12 protein-coding genes and 1 riboswitch are annotated in these 15,735 nt (G+C 59.4%); of the genes, 3 read left to right on the forward strand and 9 right to left on the reverse strand.

What is annotated here, in order from left to right:
• The 5 genes from Q5H31_RS05140 to Q5H31_RS05160 form a co-directional block, all read right to left on the reverse strand.
• Entirely contained in the window at positions 1-981 is a 981-nt protein-coding gene (locus Q5H31_RS05140; RefSeq protein ID WP_021912920.1) for an aldo/keto reductase family oxidoreductase, read from the reverse strand.
• 170 nt (positions 982-1,151) lie between these two features.
• Complete coding sequence (locus Q5H31_RS05145) at positions 1,152-2,993, reverse strand: ABC transporter ATP-binding protein (RefSeq protein WP_302457555.1); 1,842 nt, start codon at positions 2,991-2,993, stop codon at positions 1,152-1,154.
• An 11-nt stretch (positions 2,994-3,004) separates the two neighbouring features.
• A complete protein-coding gene (locus Q5H31_RS05150; protein ID WP_080863094.1) occupies positions 3,005-4,756 on the reverse strand; it encodes an ABC transporter ATP-binding protein in 1,752 nt (583 codons plus the stop codon).
• 126 nt (positions 4,757-4,882) lie between these two features.
• Positions 4,883-5,374 carry a MarR family winged helix-turn-helix transcriptional regulator gene (locus Q5H31_RS05155; protein ID WP_003807375.1) on the reverse strand — a complete coding sequence of 164 codons (492 nt, stop codon included), beginning with the start codon at positions 5,372-5,374 and terminating at the stop codon, positions 4,883-4,885.
• A 183-nt stretch (positions 5,375-5,557) separates the two neighbouring features.
• On the reverse strand, positions 5,558-6,526 hold the full coding sequence (locus Q5H31_RS05160; protein ID WP_302457556.1) for an aldo/keto reductase: 969 nt from the start codon (positions 6,524-6,526) through the stop codon (positions 5,558-5,560).
• Between the two features lie 104 nt (positions 6,527-6,630).
• Positions 6,631-6,734, forward strand: a riboswitch (TPP riboswitch).
• Positions 6,735-6,961: 227 nt separating this feature from the next.
• Here Q5H31_RS05160 and thiS point away from each other — a divergent pair.
• The 3 genes from thiS (at position 6,962) to Q5H31_RS05175 (ending at position 8,971) form a co-directional block, all read left to right on the forward strand.
• Entirely contained in the window at positions 6,962-7,156 is a 195-nt protein-coding gene (gene thiS, locus Q5H31_RS05165; RefSeq protein WP_003807372.1) for a sulfur carrier protein ThiS, read from the forward strand.
• 52 nt (positions 7,157-7,208) lie between these two features.
• A complete protein-coding gene (thiF, locus tag Q5H31_RS05170) occupies positions 7,209-7,922 on the forward strand; it encodes a sulfur carrier protein ThiS adenylyltransferase ThiF (protein ID WP_271716263.1) in 714 nt (237 codons plus the stop codon).
• A 134-nt stretch (positions 7,923-8,056) separates the two neighbouring features.
• Positions 8,057-8,971, forward strand: a complete 915-nt coding sequence (locus Q5H31_RS05175) for a thiazole synthase (protein WP_021912915.1) — start codon at positions 8,057-8,059, stop codon at positions 8,969-8,971.
• A 180-nt stretch (positions 8,972-9,151) separates the two neighbouring features.
• On the opposite strand, the gene Q5H31_RS05180 is transcribed toward Q5H31_RS05175, so the two are convergent.
• From Q5H31_RS05180 to Q5H31_RS05195, 4 genes are all read right to left on the reverse strand, one after another.
• On the reverse strand, positions 9,152-10,690 hold the full coding sequence (locus Q5H31_RS05180) for an amino acid permease (RefSeq protein ID WP_080863108.1): 1,539 nt from the start codon (positions 10,688-10,690) through the stop codon (positions 9,152-9,154).
• A gap of 132 nt (positions 10,691-10,822) precedes the next feature.
• Positions 10,823-11,422, reverse strand: a complete 600-nt coding sequence (locus Q5H31_RS05185; protein WP_368043762.1) for an HTH domain-containing protein — start codon at positions 11,420-11,422, stop codon at positions 10,823-10,825.
• Between the two features lie 207 nt (positions 11,423-11,629).
• Complete coding sequence (locus Q5H31_RS05190; protein ID WP_302457558.1) at positions 11,630-13,207, reverse strand: SpaH/EbpB family LPXTG-anchored major pilin; 1,578 nt, start codon at positions 13,205-13,207, stop codon at positions 11,630-11,632.
• 96 nt (positions 13,208-13,303) lie between these two features.
• Positions 13,304-15,568 carry a Spy0128 family protein gene (locus tag Q5H31_RS05195; protein ID WP_270291265.1) on the reverse strand — a complete coding sequence of 755 codons (2,265 nt, stop codon included), beginning with the start codon at positions 15,566-15,568 and terminating at the stop codon, positions 13,304-13,306.
• Positions 15,569-15,735 lie beyond the last annotated feature (167 nt).

Here is a 15,735-nt window from a genome sequence, read left to right on the forward strand (position 1 = left end):
TCACGGAATGAGGTTGCCGGCGGCCACGTACAGGTCCCACCAATCCTGCTTGTCGAGGTCGATGTCCGCGCCGTCGAGCATTTCGCCCAGCCGGGTGGGGTTCATCGAGCCGAGCACGATCTGGATCTTCGCCGGATGCCTGAGCACCCATGCGGTGGCGATGGCGTTGGCGCTCACGCCGTACTTGGCGCCCTTTTCGTCCAGTGCCTTGTTCAGCTCCGGGAAGTGCTCGTTGCCTACGAACGGGCCGTATTCCGTGCCGGACTGGAACGGGCTCCACGCCTGGATGGTCATGTGGCGCAGTCGCGAGTAGGACAGCAGGCCGTCCGAATGGTTGGCCACGACCATGCCTTCGGCGCCGGAGTTGGTCATCAGCTCGTCGCTGACCATCTGCGCGTGCATCAGGCCGAACTGCAGCTGGTTCGCCTCGAGCCTCATGGCCGGGTCGTCGCCGAGCCAGGACTGCAGCAGTTCCGCCTGCCACGGGTTCACGTTGCTCACGCCGAAGTGGCGCACTTTGCCCGCCTTGTGCAGGGTGGTGAACGCTTCGACGATTTCCTCGGCCTCCATCAGGGTGTCGGGCCTGTGCAGGAGCGCGAAGTCCACGTAGTCAGTGCCGAGCGCTTCCAGTTCCTCGTCGAGTCGCGTGATGAGGTGCTTCGCGGAGAAGTCGTAGCGGGTGGCGTGCACGTTGTTCGGGTCGCTGAAGTCGATGTTGATACCGAACTTCGTCTGCAGGAAGATGTCCTCGCGCTTGAGCCCGGCGTCCTTCCACGCGCGGCCGAGCACACGCGAGCTGGCATGGTCGTGGTTGACGTTGAATCCGTAGATGTCCGCCGTGTCGAAGAAGTTGACTCCATGCTCGGCGGCCGTACGCACGACTTCTGCCGCAGCGTCCGCATCCAGCGCGTCCATGCGCATCACGCCGAGCGCCGCCTGCGATGCGACCACTGCCGATTTGCCGATTTCGATGCTTTTCATGACTGCCCACTTTCTTTGTGATTTTCAAATACGTCAATCGATTGACGTCAGTCACCTCAATGGTAAATCCGCCGTCCCGTCAGCGCAACACAATAAAAATGCCGAAGCCAAAACGCAAAAATCCGGAGGGGTGGTCCCTCCGGATTTTTTAGCGAGTCAGCACACCAACCTCACTCGGCCAGCGTGAACTGGCTGTTGTAGATGTCGGCGTAGAAGCCGCCCTTGGCGAGCAGTTCCTCGTGCGTGCCGCGTTCCACGATGTCGCCGCCGTTCATCACCAGGATCATGTCGGCGTCGCGGATGGTGGACAGGCGGTGCGCGATCACGAAGCTCGTGCGGCCCACGGTCAGCACGTCCATCGCCTTCTGGATCAGCTCCTCGGTGCGTGTATCGACCGAGGAGGTGGCCTCGTCGAGGATCAGGATCGGCGCGTCCTCCACCATCGCGCGGGCGATCGTCAGCAGCTGGCGCTGGCCCTGGGAAAGCGACGCCTTGTCGTCGAGCACGGTGTCGTAGCCGTTCGGCAACGACATGATGTAGTGGTGCAGGCCGACGGCCTTGCATGCGGCCACGATCTGCTCGTCGGTGACGTCCTTCTTCGAATACGCGATGTTTTCACGCACTGTTCCACGGAATACCCACGTGTCCTGCAGCACCATGGAGAACTGGTCGTGCACGTTCCAACGCGGTACGGACTTGGTGTCGATGCCGTCGATCGAAATCGTGCCACCGGAAATCTCGTAGAAGCGCATCAGCAGGTTGACCATGGTGGTCTTGCCGGCGCCGGTCGGGCCGACGATAGCCACCTTCTGGCCGGCCTTCACGGACGCGGAGAAGTCGTTGATGATGGTCTTGTCCGCGTCGTAGCCGAAGCGCACGTGGCTGAATTCCACGTCGCCGCGCACCGGCTGCGGCTTGCCGTCCGCGCCGACGCCCAGCAGCGCCTGCTTGCCGGTTTCGTCGGCCAGTTCCGGTTCGTCAAGGAAGCCGAAGACGCGTTCGGATGCGGCTGCGCAGCGCTGCAGGTTCTGGAAGGCCTGCGCGAACTGGGACAGCGGCTGCGTGAACAGGCGGATGTACATCATGAACGCCACGATCACGCCGAATTCGATCTTGCCGTCCATGGCGAGCGCCGCGCCCACCACGCACACGACCACGTAGCCGAAATTGCCGATGAAGTTCATCAGCGGCATCATCAGGCCGGACAGGAACTGGCTCTTCCAGCCGGAAACGTACAGGTCGTTGTTGTACTTTTCGAAGCGCTTGATGGAGTCCTCTTCGCCGCAATATGCCTTGACCACGGTGTGGCCGGAGTACATCTCCTCCACGTGCCCGTTCACGTCGCCGAGCGCGATCTGCTGCTGGGCGAAGTATTTCTGCGAGACCTTCATGATCAGGCCCATCACGATCAGGCCGAGCAGTGCGGAACCGATGGCGCACAGCGTCATGGTCACGTTGTTGTAGAACATCATGATGAGCGCGCCGAAGAACAGCGTGATCGAAGTGATCAGCGAGCCGACCGACTGGCCGAGCGTCTGTCCGATCGCGTCGACGTCGTTGGTGATGCGGCTCAGCACGTCGCCGTAGCTGACTTTGTCGAAATATTTCAGCGGCAGGCGATTGATTTTCTGGCTGATCGCCTCACGCAGCTGCTGTGCGGTGCGTTGCGTGACGTTGGCCATCAGCCAGCTTTGCAGGTAGCTCAGCAGCGCGTACCCGACGTACAGCGCGACGAGCAGCCATGCGATGCGCGACACCGCGTCCATATCGATCGAATTCATGACGGGCTTGCCGTGCACCATGGCCGGCAGACCCTTCGTAATCTCGTTGGTCATGTCCTTAAGCTTGTCCGGGCCGATGATCTGGCACACCGTGCCGGCAGCGCCCAGAACCAGCGCGAAAATCATCACCGGAATGTACCGGCTGCAGAATTTCACGAGCTTCTTCATCACTCCGCCGAAGTCCTTCGGCTTTTCCACGGCCCCACGGCCGCGTCCCATTCCTCTTGGCATGTCTCCCCCTTTCAGCGCTTCAGTTCGTCTTCGCTCAACTGCGATTCGGCGATCTGCCGATACACTTCGCACGTGTCGAGCAGTTCCTCGTGCGTGCCCTGGCCGACCACTTTGCCGTCGTCGAGCACGATGATGCGGTCGGCATTCATGATGGTGCCGATGCGCTGCGCGACGATGAGTTTCGTGGAATCCTTCGCTTCCTTTTCGAGCGCGTCACGTACGGCACGGTCGGTTTTGAAGTCGAGCGCGGAGAAGGAATCGTCGAAGATTAGGATTTCCGGATGACGGTAGACGGCGCGTGCGATCGACAGACGCTGCTTCTGCCCGCCCGAAACGTTGGAACCGCCCTGCGAAATGCCGGAATCGTACTTCTTCTGCTTTTTGTCGATGAATTCCGTCGCCTGCGCGACGTCGCATGCGCGGCGCACGGTGTCGTCGTCGCGGTCCGTATCTCCGTACGCGACGTTGCTGGCGATCGTTCCCTTGAACAGGAACGATTGCTGCGGCACGTAGCCGATCTTGTCGCGCAACGCCTTCAGCTTGTAGTCGCGCACGTTGACGCCGTCGACGAGCACCTCGCCTTGCGTGGCGTCGTAGAAACGCGGCACGAGGTTGATGAGGGACGATTTGCCGGAGCCGGTCGAGCCGATGAACGCCACCGTCTGACCCTTCTTCGCCTTGAAATTGACGCCTTCCAACATGGCCTGACGCGAGTCGGGGTAGGCGAAGCTCACATTGCGGAATTCGATTTCGCCTTCCTCGCCCGGCTTGCCCGCGTCCTGCGTGCCGTCGGTGACCATCGGCTCGGTGTCGATGACTTCGAGCACGCGCTGCGCGGACACGTCGGCTCGCGGCCAGAGCACGAACACCATACTCAGCAGCAGGAAGCTCATGATGACCTGGATGGAGTAGCTGGAGAACACCACCATGTTGGAGAAGGTGGTGAGCTTGTCGACGGCGTCGGCAGCGTCGATGAGGTACGCGCCGATCCAGTAGACGGCGAGCATCAGGCCGTTCATGACGGTGTTCATCAACGGCATCATGATGGCCATGGCACGGTTGGTGAACAGCTGGGTCTCGGTGAGTTCCTTGTTGGCTTCGGTGAACTTGGCTTCCTGGTAGTCCTCGGCGTTGTACGCGCGCACCACGCGCAGGCCGGTGAGGTTCTCGCGCGCCACGAGGTTGATGTTGTCGGTCAGGCGCTGCATGGCCTTGAACTTCGGCATGACGAAGTGCATGAGCACGGCGATGACCACCAGCAGGATGGCCACGGCGATGCCGGTTGCGAGCGTCCAATCGAAGCCCTTTCCTGCGATCTTGCACACGGCCCACACGGCCATGATCGGCGCTTTGACGATCATCATGAGGCCCATGGTGATGAACATCTGGATCTGCGTGATGTCGTTCGTGGAGCGGGTGATGAGCGACGCGGTGGAGAAACGGTTCATTTCCGCCGGTCCGAAGCTTTCCACCTTGTTGAATTCGAGCGAACGCAGGCGCTGGCTGAACGAGGCGCCCACGCGCGCGGCGATGAAGCCGGTGACGATGGCGCAGGCCGCCGAGCCGAGCGAGACGAGCAGCATTTTGCCGCCGGCCACCCAGATGTCGCGCATTTCGCTGCCGGGGGTTTCGACGAGCTGCGTGATGTCGGCCATATAATCCGGCAGGGTCAGGTCAAGCCAGATCTGACCGACGATGCTGACCAGCGCGACGAGCATCTGACCGATCTCCGCTTTGGAGAGGTATCGTACGATGCGAAGCATGCTTGGTTCCTTCTCTTGTTTTGTGTTTTGCTTGTTTTCTTACGATTAGTTTTTGCGATTTTTCGCGGTTTTTGCGATTACTGGATTGCGATTACTTACACTGTGAATTATTTACAGCGTAAGATACTACGCGTCTTCCTGTGCGTTTCCTGAGAACGCGGCTTTGACCTCGTCCGCCGTGGGGCGCGGTTTGCCGGGCATGCACAGCGACATGTACGTGGTGAATTCCTCGGTGAGCTCAACGAATTCGCGCGCGCGGCGCTCCCCCATCTGCGAGAAGATCCAGCAGATCGCCTCGCGCATGCTTTCGCGCTGCCGTTCGGCGCGTTCCCTGCCGGCTTCGGTGAGGTTCACGTGCACCACACGGCGATCGTCGGGGTCGGATTCGCGTGTGATCTGGCCTTTTTTCTCCAACGCGGACAGCAGTGTGGACACGCGTCCGGTGGTGGTTTTCATTGAAGAGGCGAGCTGCGATGGCGTCAGCGGGCCTTTCCTATAGAGTTCCTGCACGGCGAAGGGCTCGCCCTTCGCGCCTTTCACCATCTCCTGCTGCATGCGCGAACGTTTGTCCCATGTGTTGGTCGCCAATTCGTGGAACAGTTCCTCTTCAAAGCCCACGAGGCACCTCCTTCCGTCGCAATCGCCGTCATAATATCTTACAGTGTAAACATTTTACAGTGTAAGTTATTCCCAGGGCGATTTTGCAGCGAGCAAGCTACAGAAGGCACGAAAAAGGCCGCGGCCCGAATCGCGATTATTGTGCGGAATCGGGCGCGGCCAATCGTACGTATTGCGCGGAATTCAGCCGCGACGGGCGTCGACGGAGTCGTTCAGCATCGCCAGCTCATCCTGCGTGAGCGTCAGTTCGGTGGCGGCGAAGGAATCGTTGATTTCCTGCGGATTGCGGGCGCTGGGGATGGTGAACAACCGCTCGTAGCGGCTCAGTTCCCAGGAGAGGACCACGCGCTGGTAGGAGCAGCCATGATTGCCTGCGACTTCACGGAACGGGTCGTACGCGCGCTGGTCGAACGCGTCGAGGAAGCCGCCGAGGGGGCTCCAGCACACGAACGCGAGTCCAAGTTCCGCGCAGTGCTCCATCGTATGCTCAGGGTCGGGGTGCGAGGGCGAGAACTGGTTCTGCACGGCGATCAGCTTGTCGCCGAGAATCTCGCGGGCGATGTCGATCTGCGCGTTGTCCACGCGGGAAATGCCCGCGTACCGGATCACGCCCTCGTCAAGCAGCTGCTTCAGCGCGCCGACCTGGTCCTCATAAGCCACTTCCGGGTCCGGTCCGTGCGAGTACAGCAGGTCCAGCGCCTCCACGCCGAGGTGCGCGGCCGACTCCTTTGCGTCGCAGATCATCGTTTCCGGACGCGAATCCGCCATCCACCCGTACTGGCTGCCCACAGCCTGCAAATGCTGGCGTTCCGGCTCGTTTTCGGCAACGTTCGGCGCCTCCATGGTGCGGCGATAGCCGGTTTTGGTTGCAATCAGCACTTCGTCGCGCGGACCGTCCCAGCTGGCGAGCGCGTCGCGCACCATTTTTTCGCCGTAGCCTAGGTCTTCGGCGGTGCCGGCGCCGGGTTGGCTTGGCAGGTAATACGACCAGGCGGTGTCCAGATATCGCACGCCCGCGTCCAAGCCGGCGTGAATCGTGCGGATCGCCGTATCGCGGTCCGGGCGGCCCTCAATCGCCAACGCCATCGTGCCCATGCCGAGCCGTGGAATCGCAAATCCCGCCAATTCGCCCATGTTTCGTGCGGTCGTCATAACCGTCTCCCTTCCGTCGCCACATCCGTCGCTACAAAATCCGCCACCCATTCTCGCACAAAACAGCGCGGAGCGGGTTGTCGGGCGGGTGCGGGAAGATGAGGGCACAACCGAACGGGAGCCGAAAGGCTGAGAGGGAGCTCGACGAGCTTCGACCGAGGACTTGATGCGGGTAATGCCGCCGTAAGGAGACGGGTTGTTCGCGCCGCGAGGCGCATCTCATTTCCGTTCGCGATAACCGAATATCGCGTGATTAGGGTCACGGAGGGGCGCACCACCTCATAGGGTACGGTTCCTTCGGCGACCCTTTTTTCGTACCAACCGTGAATGTCCGATTCACCGGAAGCAAACGCTCGGAAGCCCACAAAGCAGTTCTGAACGTCCGTTTCGGCGGGAACGGCACTCGTGGGGCCTGACATACAGAAGGGAACCGAAATGATCATCAACGGCAAAGAAGAGGACGTCGCCACGCCGATCACCGTGGCCGAACTAGTGGAGCAGCGCGGTCTGCGCGCCGACCGCGTGGCCGTGGAGCTCAACGGCGAGATCGTGCCGCGCGCCCAGCGTGCGCAGACGCAGCTCAAGGGCACCGACACGTTGGAAATCGTCACGTTCGTGCAGGGCGGCTGAGCACAGCAGCGAAACAAACCATACGAACGGAAACGAGAATACGAGAACAACCATGACTTTTGAACCATCCGCATCGCAGGCGCGGATCGACGCCCGCCAGCACGCTTTCGACAACCAGCCCGACCCGGCCACCCTGGTCAGCCGCGAGGAGATCCGCGCGGCCCTGCTCGACCGTCACACGGCCGCCACGCAGGACAAGCTCGACGCGGCGCACGTGGCCATCTGCGGCTGCGGCGGCCTTGGCTCCACCATCGCGGTGGCGCTGACTCGCATCGGCGTCGGCCACCTGCACTTGATCGACTTCGACCGCGTGGATATGACGAACCTGAATCGCCAGCAGTATTTCCTGAAGGACCTCGGCCAGTACAAGACGGAGGCGCTGCGCAGCAATCTGCGCCAAATCAACCCGTTCACGGACATCACCATCGACACCGTCAAGGTGACCGACGAGAACGTGCCGACGCTGTTCGAAAACGAGGACATCATCTGCGAGGCGTTCGACGTGCCGGAAAACAAGACGATGCTCGTCAACGCGGTGCTGGAGAATCTGCCGGGCAAGAAGCTCGTCAGCGCGTCCGGCATGGCCGGCTTCCGCAGCTCCAACCTGGTGAGCACGCGTCGCGTTTCGAAGAACTTCTACTTCTGTGGCGATGGCGAGACGGCTCCGGTACCGGGTGCCGGCCTGATGGCGCCGCGCGTGGGCGTGGTCGCCTGCCACGAAGCGAACATGATCACGCGACTGATCCTCGGCGAGGAAGACGCCTGACGCACTGCTACGTTACTCCACTGCCGTAATCGAAATTTTTATTGCGATTACAAACGCACGTTGCACACAACACAACAGCAGCACAGCAATCGCAACAACAGCAACACCAAACACCCCAACGAAAGGAACCGACGATGAGCACCGAAAACACCATCACCACCGCAGCAGCCGATGTTGCGGCCGCACCGAACGCCACGCTTGACGAGCTGGTCGGCACCACCACGAACACGGCGATCCTGCCGGAGCCGGACGCGCACGCGTACGACGAGATCGCCACAGGAGACGCCGATCCGTTGATTCTCGGCGGCCACAAGTTCACCAGCCGCTTCATCCTCGGTTCCGGCCGTTACGACCTGAACCTCATCAAGGCCACCATCGAGAACGCGGGCACGCAAATCGTCACCATGGCGCTGCGCCGCTGCCGCACCACCGAAAACAACCTGCTCGACTACATTCCGAAGGGCATCACCATGCTGCCGAACACGTCGGGCGCGCGCAACGCGGAGGAGGCGGTGCGCATCGCACGTCTCGCGCGCGAGGTGTGCCAGACGGACTTCGTGAAGGTGGAGATCGAGCACGAGGCGAAGTACCTGCTGCCTGACAACGAGGAGACCATCAAGGCCACGGAAAAGCTGGCGAAGGAAGGTTTCGTGGTCATGCCGTACATGTTCCCGGATCCGATCGCGGCGAAACGTCTTGAGGACGCGGGCGCGGCATGCGTGATGCCGCTCGGCGCGATGATCGGCTCGAACAAGGGCCTGCGCGCACGTGACTTCATCGAGGTGATCATCAAGAACTCCAACGTTCCGGTGATCATCGACGCGGGCATCGGCCGGCCGAGCCAAGCCGCGGAGGCCATGGAGATGGGTGCGGATGCGGTGATGGCATACACGGCGATCGCTTCCGCCGGCAACATTCCGCTGATGGCACGCGCCTTCAAGAACGCGATTGAGGCCGGCCGTGAAGCATACCTGTCCGGCCTGGGCAAGGTGACGGAAGACCACGCCGTCCCGTCCAGCCCGACGAACGAGGCCGACTACATCGGCTGATTCGCGCCGATTTCGTACGATTCGTGCACTAACGTTTCGCACTGTTTTATTGCGATTACACGACGAGGGTCGGTGGAAACGCACATTTTCGCAAGGTTTCCACCGGCCCTCTTTCGTCGGATGCGCGACACGTAGCGCAACACGCGCATGCCACGCATACCGCAGCGACAGGCAATACGTCTACTTCCCTAGAGCCGCTTTCAAATCGCGGTTCTGGAAGCGCTCGTGCAGCAGGCAGTAGCCGCCGAACACGACGAGCCACAGCAGGCCGGCGATGGCGGAACCGCGCGTATCTGCGGACAGGAACAGCGTGACGTACACGAACACGTAGAACGCAATCGCAATCCAGTCGCACACCTGCCATGCCGGCATGACGAAGCCGTCCGGCAGGAAGTCGGCGCTTTGACGGTAGCGGCGGTGCGCAAGCATCGTCAGGATGTAGATGAAGATCACGACGGCGCTGGCGGCCGAAGCGAACAGCACGAACGCACCGGAAACGCCCGGGATCGCGTTGACCAGCGGGGAGAACAGAATCATGCAGCCGGACACGATGATCGCCTTCGCCGGCACCTTGTGATCCGACACCTCACCGAGGCGCTGCATAGCGGGCGATTCGGAGTCCTGCGCAAGCTGGTATAGGTGGCGGCCCGCCGAGTAGATCAGCGAATTGAGTGCCGACGCGGCTGCGGTGATCACCACGAAGAACACGAGCGCGGCAGCCCAGTCGAGCCCAGCGTATTTGAACACCATGATGAACGGGGAGCCGAACGAGCCGTCCGCGTTCTGATGGAAGTTGCGCCACGGCACGATGGCCATGATGGCCACGAGCGCGCCCACGTAGAAGATGAGGATGCGCATGATCAGCTCGTTGACGGCCTTCGGTAACACCTTGCGTGGGTTCTGCGTTTCGGATACGGTCACGCCTACGAATTCGATGAGCTGGTAGGCGAAGAACACCATCTGGAAGCTCATGAAGAAGTTCATCCAGCCGTTCGGCGCAAGCTGGAAGCCGTCGGTAATGTTCGTAAGGCTCACAGTGGCACCGGAAACCGTGCCGTCCACGCCTTCGATATGCGTGGCCGGGTAGCTGAAACCGAGGAACAGCATCACCACGGCGGTGACAATCAGACCCACAATCAGCGTGATTTTGATCATGGAGAACCAGAATTCCGCCTCGCCGAACACTTTCACGGCAATGAGATTGATGCCGGTGAGCGCCACAAGGAAGCACAGTTCGATAAGCCATTTCCACGCGTTGAGGTCTATGCCGAACGTACCGAAGAACGTGACGAAATACGTGCTGACGGCTGTGATTTCGGTCATGCCGGTCAGAATGAGCACGATCCAGTACGTCCAGCCGGCGAACTTGCCCCACCCGCGGCCGAGATAGCGCGTGATGAAGTTGATGAAGGTGTGCTGGCTTGGGTCGCTGTACATCATTTCGCCGATGGCGCGCATCAGCAGGAACATGATGAGGCCCACGCCGATGTACACGAGGATGATGCTCGGTCCGGTCAGCGCGATCGACTTGCCGGAGCCGAGGAACAGGCCGGTGCCGATGGTGCCGCCGATGGCGATGAATTGGACGTGGCGGTTTTTCAGGCCGCGTTCCATGTCGTTGCCTTTGTCGAGGCTTTCGACGGATTTGATTTGCGCGGTTTCCGTCGCTTCGGACGTGCTTGTACCAGTTTTTCCGGTTTTCGTATTCCCAAAAGTCATAATGTTCACACCCTACCGCGCCAACCGCACAATCTCCGCCGTTGTTCGCACCGCGAAATGCGCTATATGTGGCAGATTCGCATCTTTTCCAAAAAACGCTTTGCGACGGGTGGAGTCAGCTTGCCAAGGTTTTCAGCTTGCCACGGAGCGATTCGTTTTCGCGTTCCAGCTCGTCGATGCGCCGAGCCTGTTGTTTGATGATGACAAGCGCCGTCTCGCTGTCAAGGCCGCTGCTCGCGCTGAGAGGTGCAGGCGGCACGGCGATGGCAGCCGCATCGGATGGGACGGGCACGTCAGCGGATATACACCCCCCCCCGACACGTTCGCCCCGTCCAGCGGATGCGGAGCATTTTCAATATTTGCCTTATCGGGATTGGCGATTCCTGCGATGTCGTCGAGTTTCTCCTTGCGCGTCACCGCATGAACATACAGGTTGACGAGCTCCGTAATGATTTCGCCGTTACTCATGTTACTGCTACCGTTCACGGATTTGAGGACGGCAGCCTTCCAACGCGCCACACTTCGTTCTATACGTTTATACCCAATCAGTTCCGGCGGCAATCCCGCCTCGCGGAAGATTTTGGTCGGCGATTCCCCCGCAAGATACCGTATGACACACACCTGTTTGAAAGCGTTGGAGTACGTGATGCGGTCTTTCGACACGTTAGCCACCGCCGGCAGATCCCGCAACATTTGGAGCTCTTCCATGCTGAATGATCCTCCACCGCGCATCGTTTTACCCCCTTTGCTATACCCCGTAATGAAGCAAGTGTATATCCGACTTCTCACAAGCAGCTTTTCAAATATTGCTGACCGTATATCACTTCAACCGGTCGGTCACACATCAATGCGGGCGATTATGGAATATCCACAACCGCCCGCATTGACTTTTATTGCGAGTGAGTCAATTCACAACTCACTCACACCGAACGCATGCGCTCAGTACGTGCGGCGACGACTCTTGACCGCCACAGCCACGCCAGCGCCACCCACCAGCAGCGCCACGACCGTGAACAGCACGGTTCCCGCGGCACCGGTCAGCGGCAGCTGAGTGACAGACTTGACGTTCAGCACGGTAGCGGTGGCATTCGCAGTGGTGTTATCGACCGGTTGGACCTGACGAAGGGCATCCGGCTCGAAGGTGACGAGACCTTCATCTGTGATCTCCACATTGAAAGTGACCCTGAAGTTCTGGGCGTAGCCGGTCGGAGCCTGAGTCTCCACAACCGTGTAGGTTCCCGCCGCAAGACCCGCGACCTTCACCAAACCATCATTCTCAGTAGTGAACGTCTTGGCATCATTCTGATCGGAAACAAACGACCACGCACCGTCCTCAGCCTGCTTAAGGAACTTGCCCTCCGCATTCTTGACAACGAACTTGGCGCCGGCTAGAGGCTTGGCCTCATTCCCTTCCTTGCCAATCTTCGTGAACTGGAAACCGTAGGTCTTAAGGACAGTCTTGCCTTCACCGCTGGTACCATCCTTGGTGGTGATTGTGGCCTTGTTGTCCACACTGCCGCTCAAGCCATCCAACGCATCCTTGGTGACGGTGCCCTGGTACGACACGACGATCGTCCTACCGGCCAGCGTTGTGGCATCGGCAAAATAGATGGTCGTGGTGGTGCCGGATTGAGCATTGCCTTCCTGCGTTATCGTGTACAGATCGGGATCCACAGTAGTATGATCTCCGAACTGGACCGTGAAGGCACTCTTTGCCGCAATCTGCAAACCTTTGGACGCGGTATCGGTAATGGTAAAGGGGTACGCATCCCAGCCAGCCGCAGCATAAGGAACGTCCGCGGCCACAGTAAAGTCCACGGTGTCGCCCACCTTTACGCTCTTACCGTTCACATCCACGTCATTCATCCGGGCGAACTTGAGCGGCTCGTCGGTCGGATTCGCGTTCTTCGCGTTGAACTGGCCTTCAGTCGTGATGTTGCCCTGACCGGTCGTCGTATCGGCCGCAATCCTCAGATTGGACAGTCCATTGACGGTGGTGGCCACCACAGCCGGAGTCCCCGACGTCACAGTCGTTTCGCCAGCCTTGGTGAACGTATCCTTCACCAGATACCAGCCTTCTCCGTTCACATTGACCGCCTGGCTCGTATTTGCCTGCTCCGTAGTTACGGTCAGGCCAGTACCATCAGGTCCTGCCGGCGGAGTAATTCCAGCCAAGGTCTTGGCGAAGACACGGAGCTGATCCGCAGTGAACGTCGCCACATAGGCGGCTGGATTATCCTTGTACTCTGTCGGGATGCCGTTGTGGCTTCCATCAGCCACATCAGCAGCGGTGGTCACAGCTCCCTCCCATGCGTCAACCGTTTTCACTTCGACCGAGCCATCGCCAGGATTCTCGAACATGGCAAACTTGTATGGCGTGTACGTATGGCCTTCCTGTGCGTGGTTAACTTGCAGCAATGGAGCATCATCAGCCTGTGCGGCGGCGACGCCGATGGCCATGCCGCTCAGCAACGTTGCCGCGGCGGCCAGCCCTGCGAAAAGCTTCCTCATCTTCATGAGAATCTCCTCTTCCTTGATTGTTGGTTACTGTGTTCTGCAATCGCGGGAGGCGGGAACCCAACATGCCCCCGCGATCCGCAAATCCTGTGTTGTTCAGCCGAGCCGCTTCTTGCGTCTCCACTGGTCGGCCGCAGCGACGGCCAGCAATGCCAGCACGCCAATCCCGCTCGCCGCCAGTTGCCACCATCGTTCCGCGCCCATGCGGCCCGTCAATGGCAGCGACGATGCCGAAATGTATTTGTTGGTGAACAGCATTGGCCGGGTACTATCCCAATTCGAACCAGCGACACCATAATCGGTTTTCAGCTGGGTCACGGATTCGACAACGGCCCTCCATTCACCGGACGTTCCGTCTTTCATCACGGACACGACCACCCGGTATTCCGCCTGCGAGTAATACATTGCGGAAGCATTACCAGCGTTCTCCGTCACAAGATATGTGTACTCGGCTTCACCTGCGTCATACGTGATGTCGCCGAAGTAAGCAACGTGATCGTCAGACGAATCGCGTTTCACCGTCACCGTGCACGCCGACTGGTTCTTGCAGGAAGCTGGCATCGGCGCGTCTGGATTGGAATCGTCTGCCTTCAGCTTGAAAGTGAACTCGTCGGAATCCTTCCAATCGCGGCCGACCAGCTCCTTCTTCACGCCAATTGCGTTCTTCAACGTGGCCGTCTTCAACGTGTTGGTGATGACTACTGTGGCGTTCTGCGATGCCGTGGATTCCGGCACCGTCACCACATTGCCGTCAGCGAGAGCACCATTGCCGACTTTGTGCTGGTAGGAGGCCTGCCACTGATGGTTCTCCGGTTCGGTTTCCGTCACCGTGTACGTTTTCGCGGCACCGGCCGGAATGATCACATCCGTGGACCAGTTTCCGTTCGCATCCGGCTTCAACGTGACTGTCTTGTAGCTATTGCCACCTTGCTTGATATCCACCGTGATGCTTTCCGGCTTGTCACCGTCTCCACTCCACTGCTTTTCGATATGCAGCGTCGAGGAAACCACCTGGATCACCGGATGCGGATACGGATTGCCGCCGCATGCATGATCCACGCCATCGGCCGTGTATGACAGGCATGCGGAATCGTTCGAATGGAAACCAGGCTGGTTCGAGGACGTGGTGTTCCCGTCCAGATCGGTATCCGCGTCACCCTTCACGCCGGCATATCCATCCTTGCCGGTATTCAGATTAGAGGCGTAGTCGTTGTATGCATTTTGCGTGGGCTTCACGTTGTATTCCAGCGTGTACGTCACGTTGTGGGCCAGAGCCTTCAGGAACCTGACGGTGAACTTCTTCGCGTTCTCGTCGTATGTCAGGGTGTAATCGACATCCTTGGTCAAAGCGACGGCCTGTCCGGACGAGTCCTTGGCTACGACCTTATAGTCGCTGCCAGCAAGTTCGGCATATTCCGACAGCGTATCCTCCATCACCACATTGATGTATGCGGATGTGGTGGTCTCGCTCTTCTCAATCTCGTCGAAGATGGCATTCAGCTCCGAAGCGTTCGTCGCGCTTTTATAATAGCCGGCTTTGATATTCCCTTCACCGCGCTGGTTGTATTTCGTTGCCTTTGGGAAATTGCTGGACACCGCATGCATGAACTGGTTCTCGTTGCTGGAGAGCGAGGACGGGTTGGCACTGGCGAAGATGCCGATGGAATACACGGCGGCACCGCCATCCTTCAACTTCTTGGCAGCGGTAACGGCATTGTTTGCCACTTCTTTTTCAAACCCATTAGACGATGTAGGCGAGCCATCCGTGAAGAAGATAACGACCTTCTTCGCATCGGTTCGAGCACTAGCACTGCCCATCACCTTGACCGCAAGATTGAATCCATTGTCGGCTCGGGTGGCGCCAGCGGCTTTGAGTTTGCTGACTTTGTTCTTCAGACCGCTCATATTCGCAGTCAGATCGCTAACGATTTGGGAGTAGTTGTAGGTGTACCCACCACTTCGGTACGTGTCATCCCCGATTCCGTTCTTTTCGTTGCCGGCGAACTTCACCAGTCCAACGCGAACCAGTTCGGAACCGGCCTCCGTATTAGTATTCGCAGCTTCATCAAGAAATGCTTTAACCGCTTCTTTCAGTGCGTCTAACCGCTTGGTCCGATCCGTCTTACTCATCGGATCGTCCATCGAACCGGACACATCCAGCACCAGCGTGAAGTCGATCGGCTGGGTGGTGGTGACCGTGGTGCTGTTGACGGCGCCCTTCACATCCACGTTCACGGTGTAACTGCCATCATCGTTCTTCTTGATGCGCTTATGCTTCTCCGGAGCGCCCAACTGAGAACCGGTCTCGTTCTGCGCAACCGACTGCGCCCGATTTGCTCGCGCAATCGGTTGAGCGGACAACGTAACTGGCTGCTCATCAGGTTGTTCAGATTGTTGTTCAGATTGTTGTTCAACCTCCTGCTCAACCCACTGCTCAGTCTCTTCTTCCGTTTCTTGTTCCGTTTCTTGTTCGACTTGCTGGTAAGCCTCTTGATCTGACGGCTGCTCTTGCTCTGACGGCTGCTCTT

The organism is uncultured Bifidobacterium sp. (genome assembly GCF_959020155.1).
Lineage (GTDB): Bacteria > Actinomycetota > Actinomycetes > Actinomycetales > Bifidobacteriaceae > Bifidobacterium.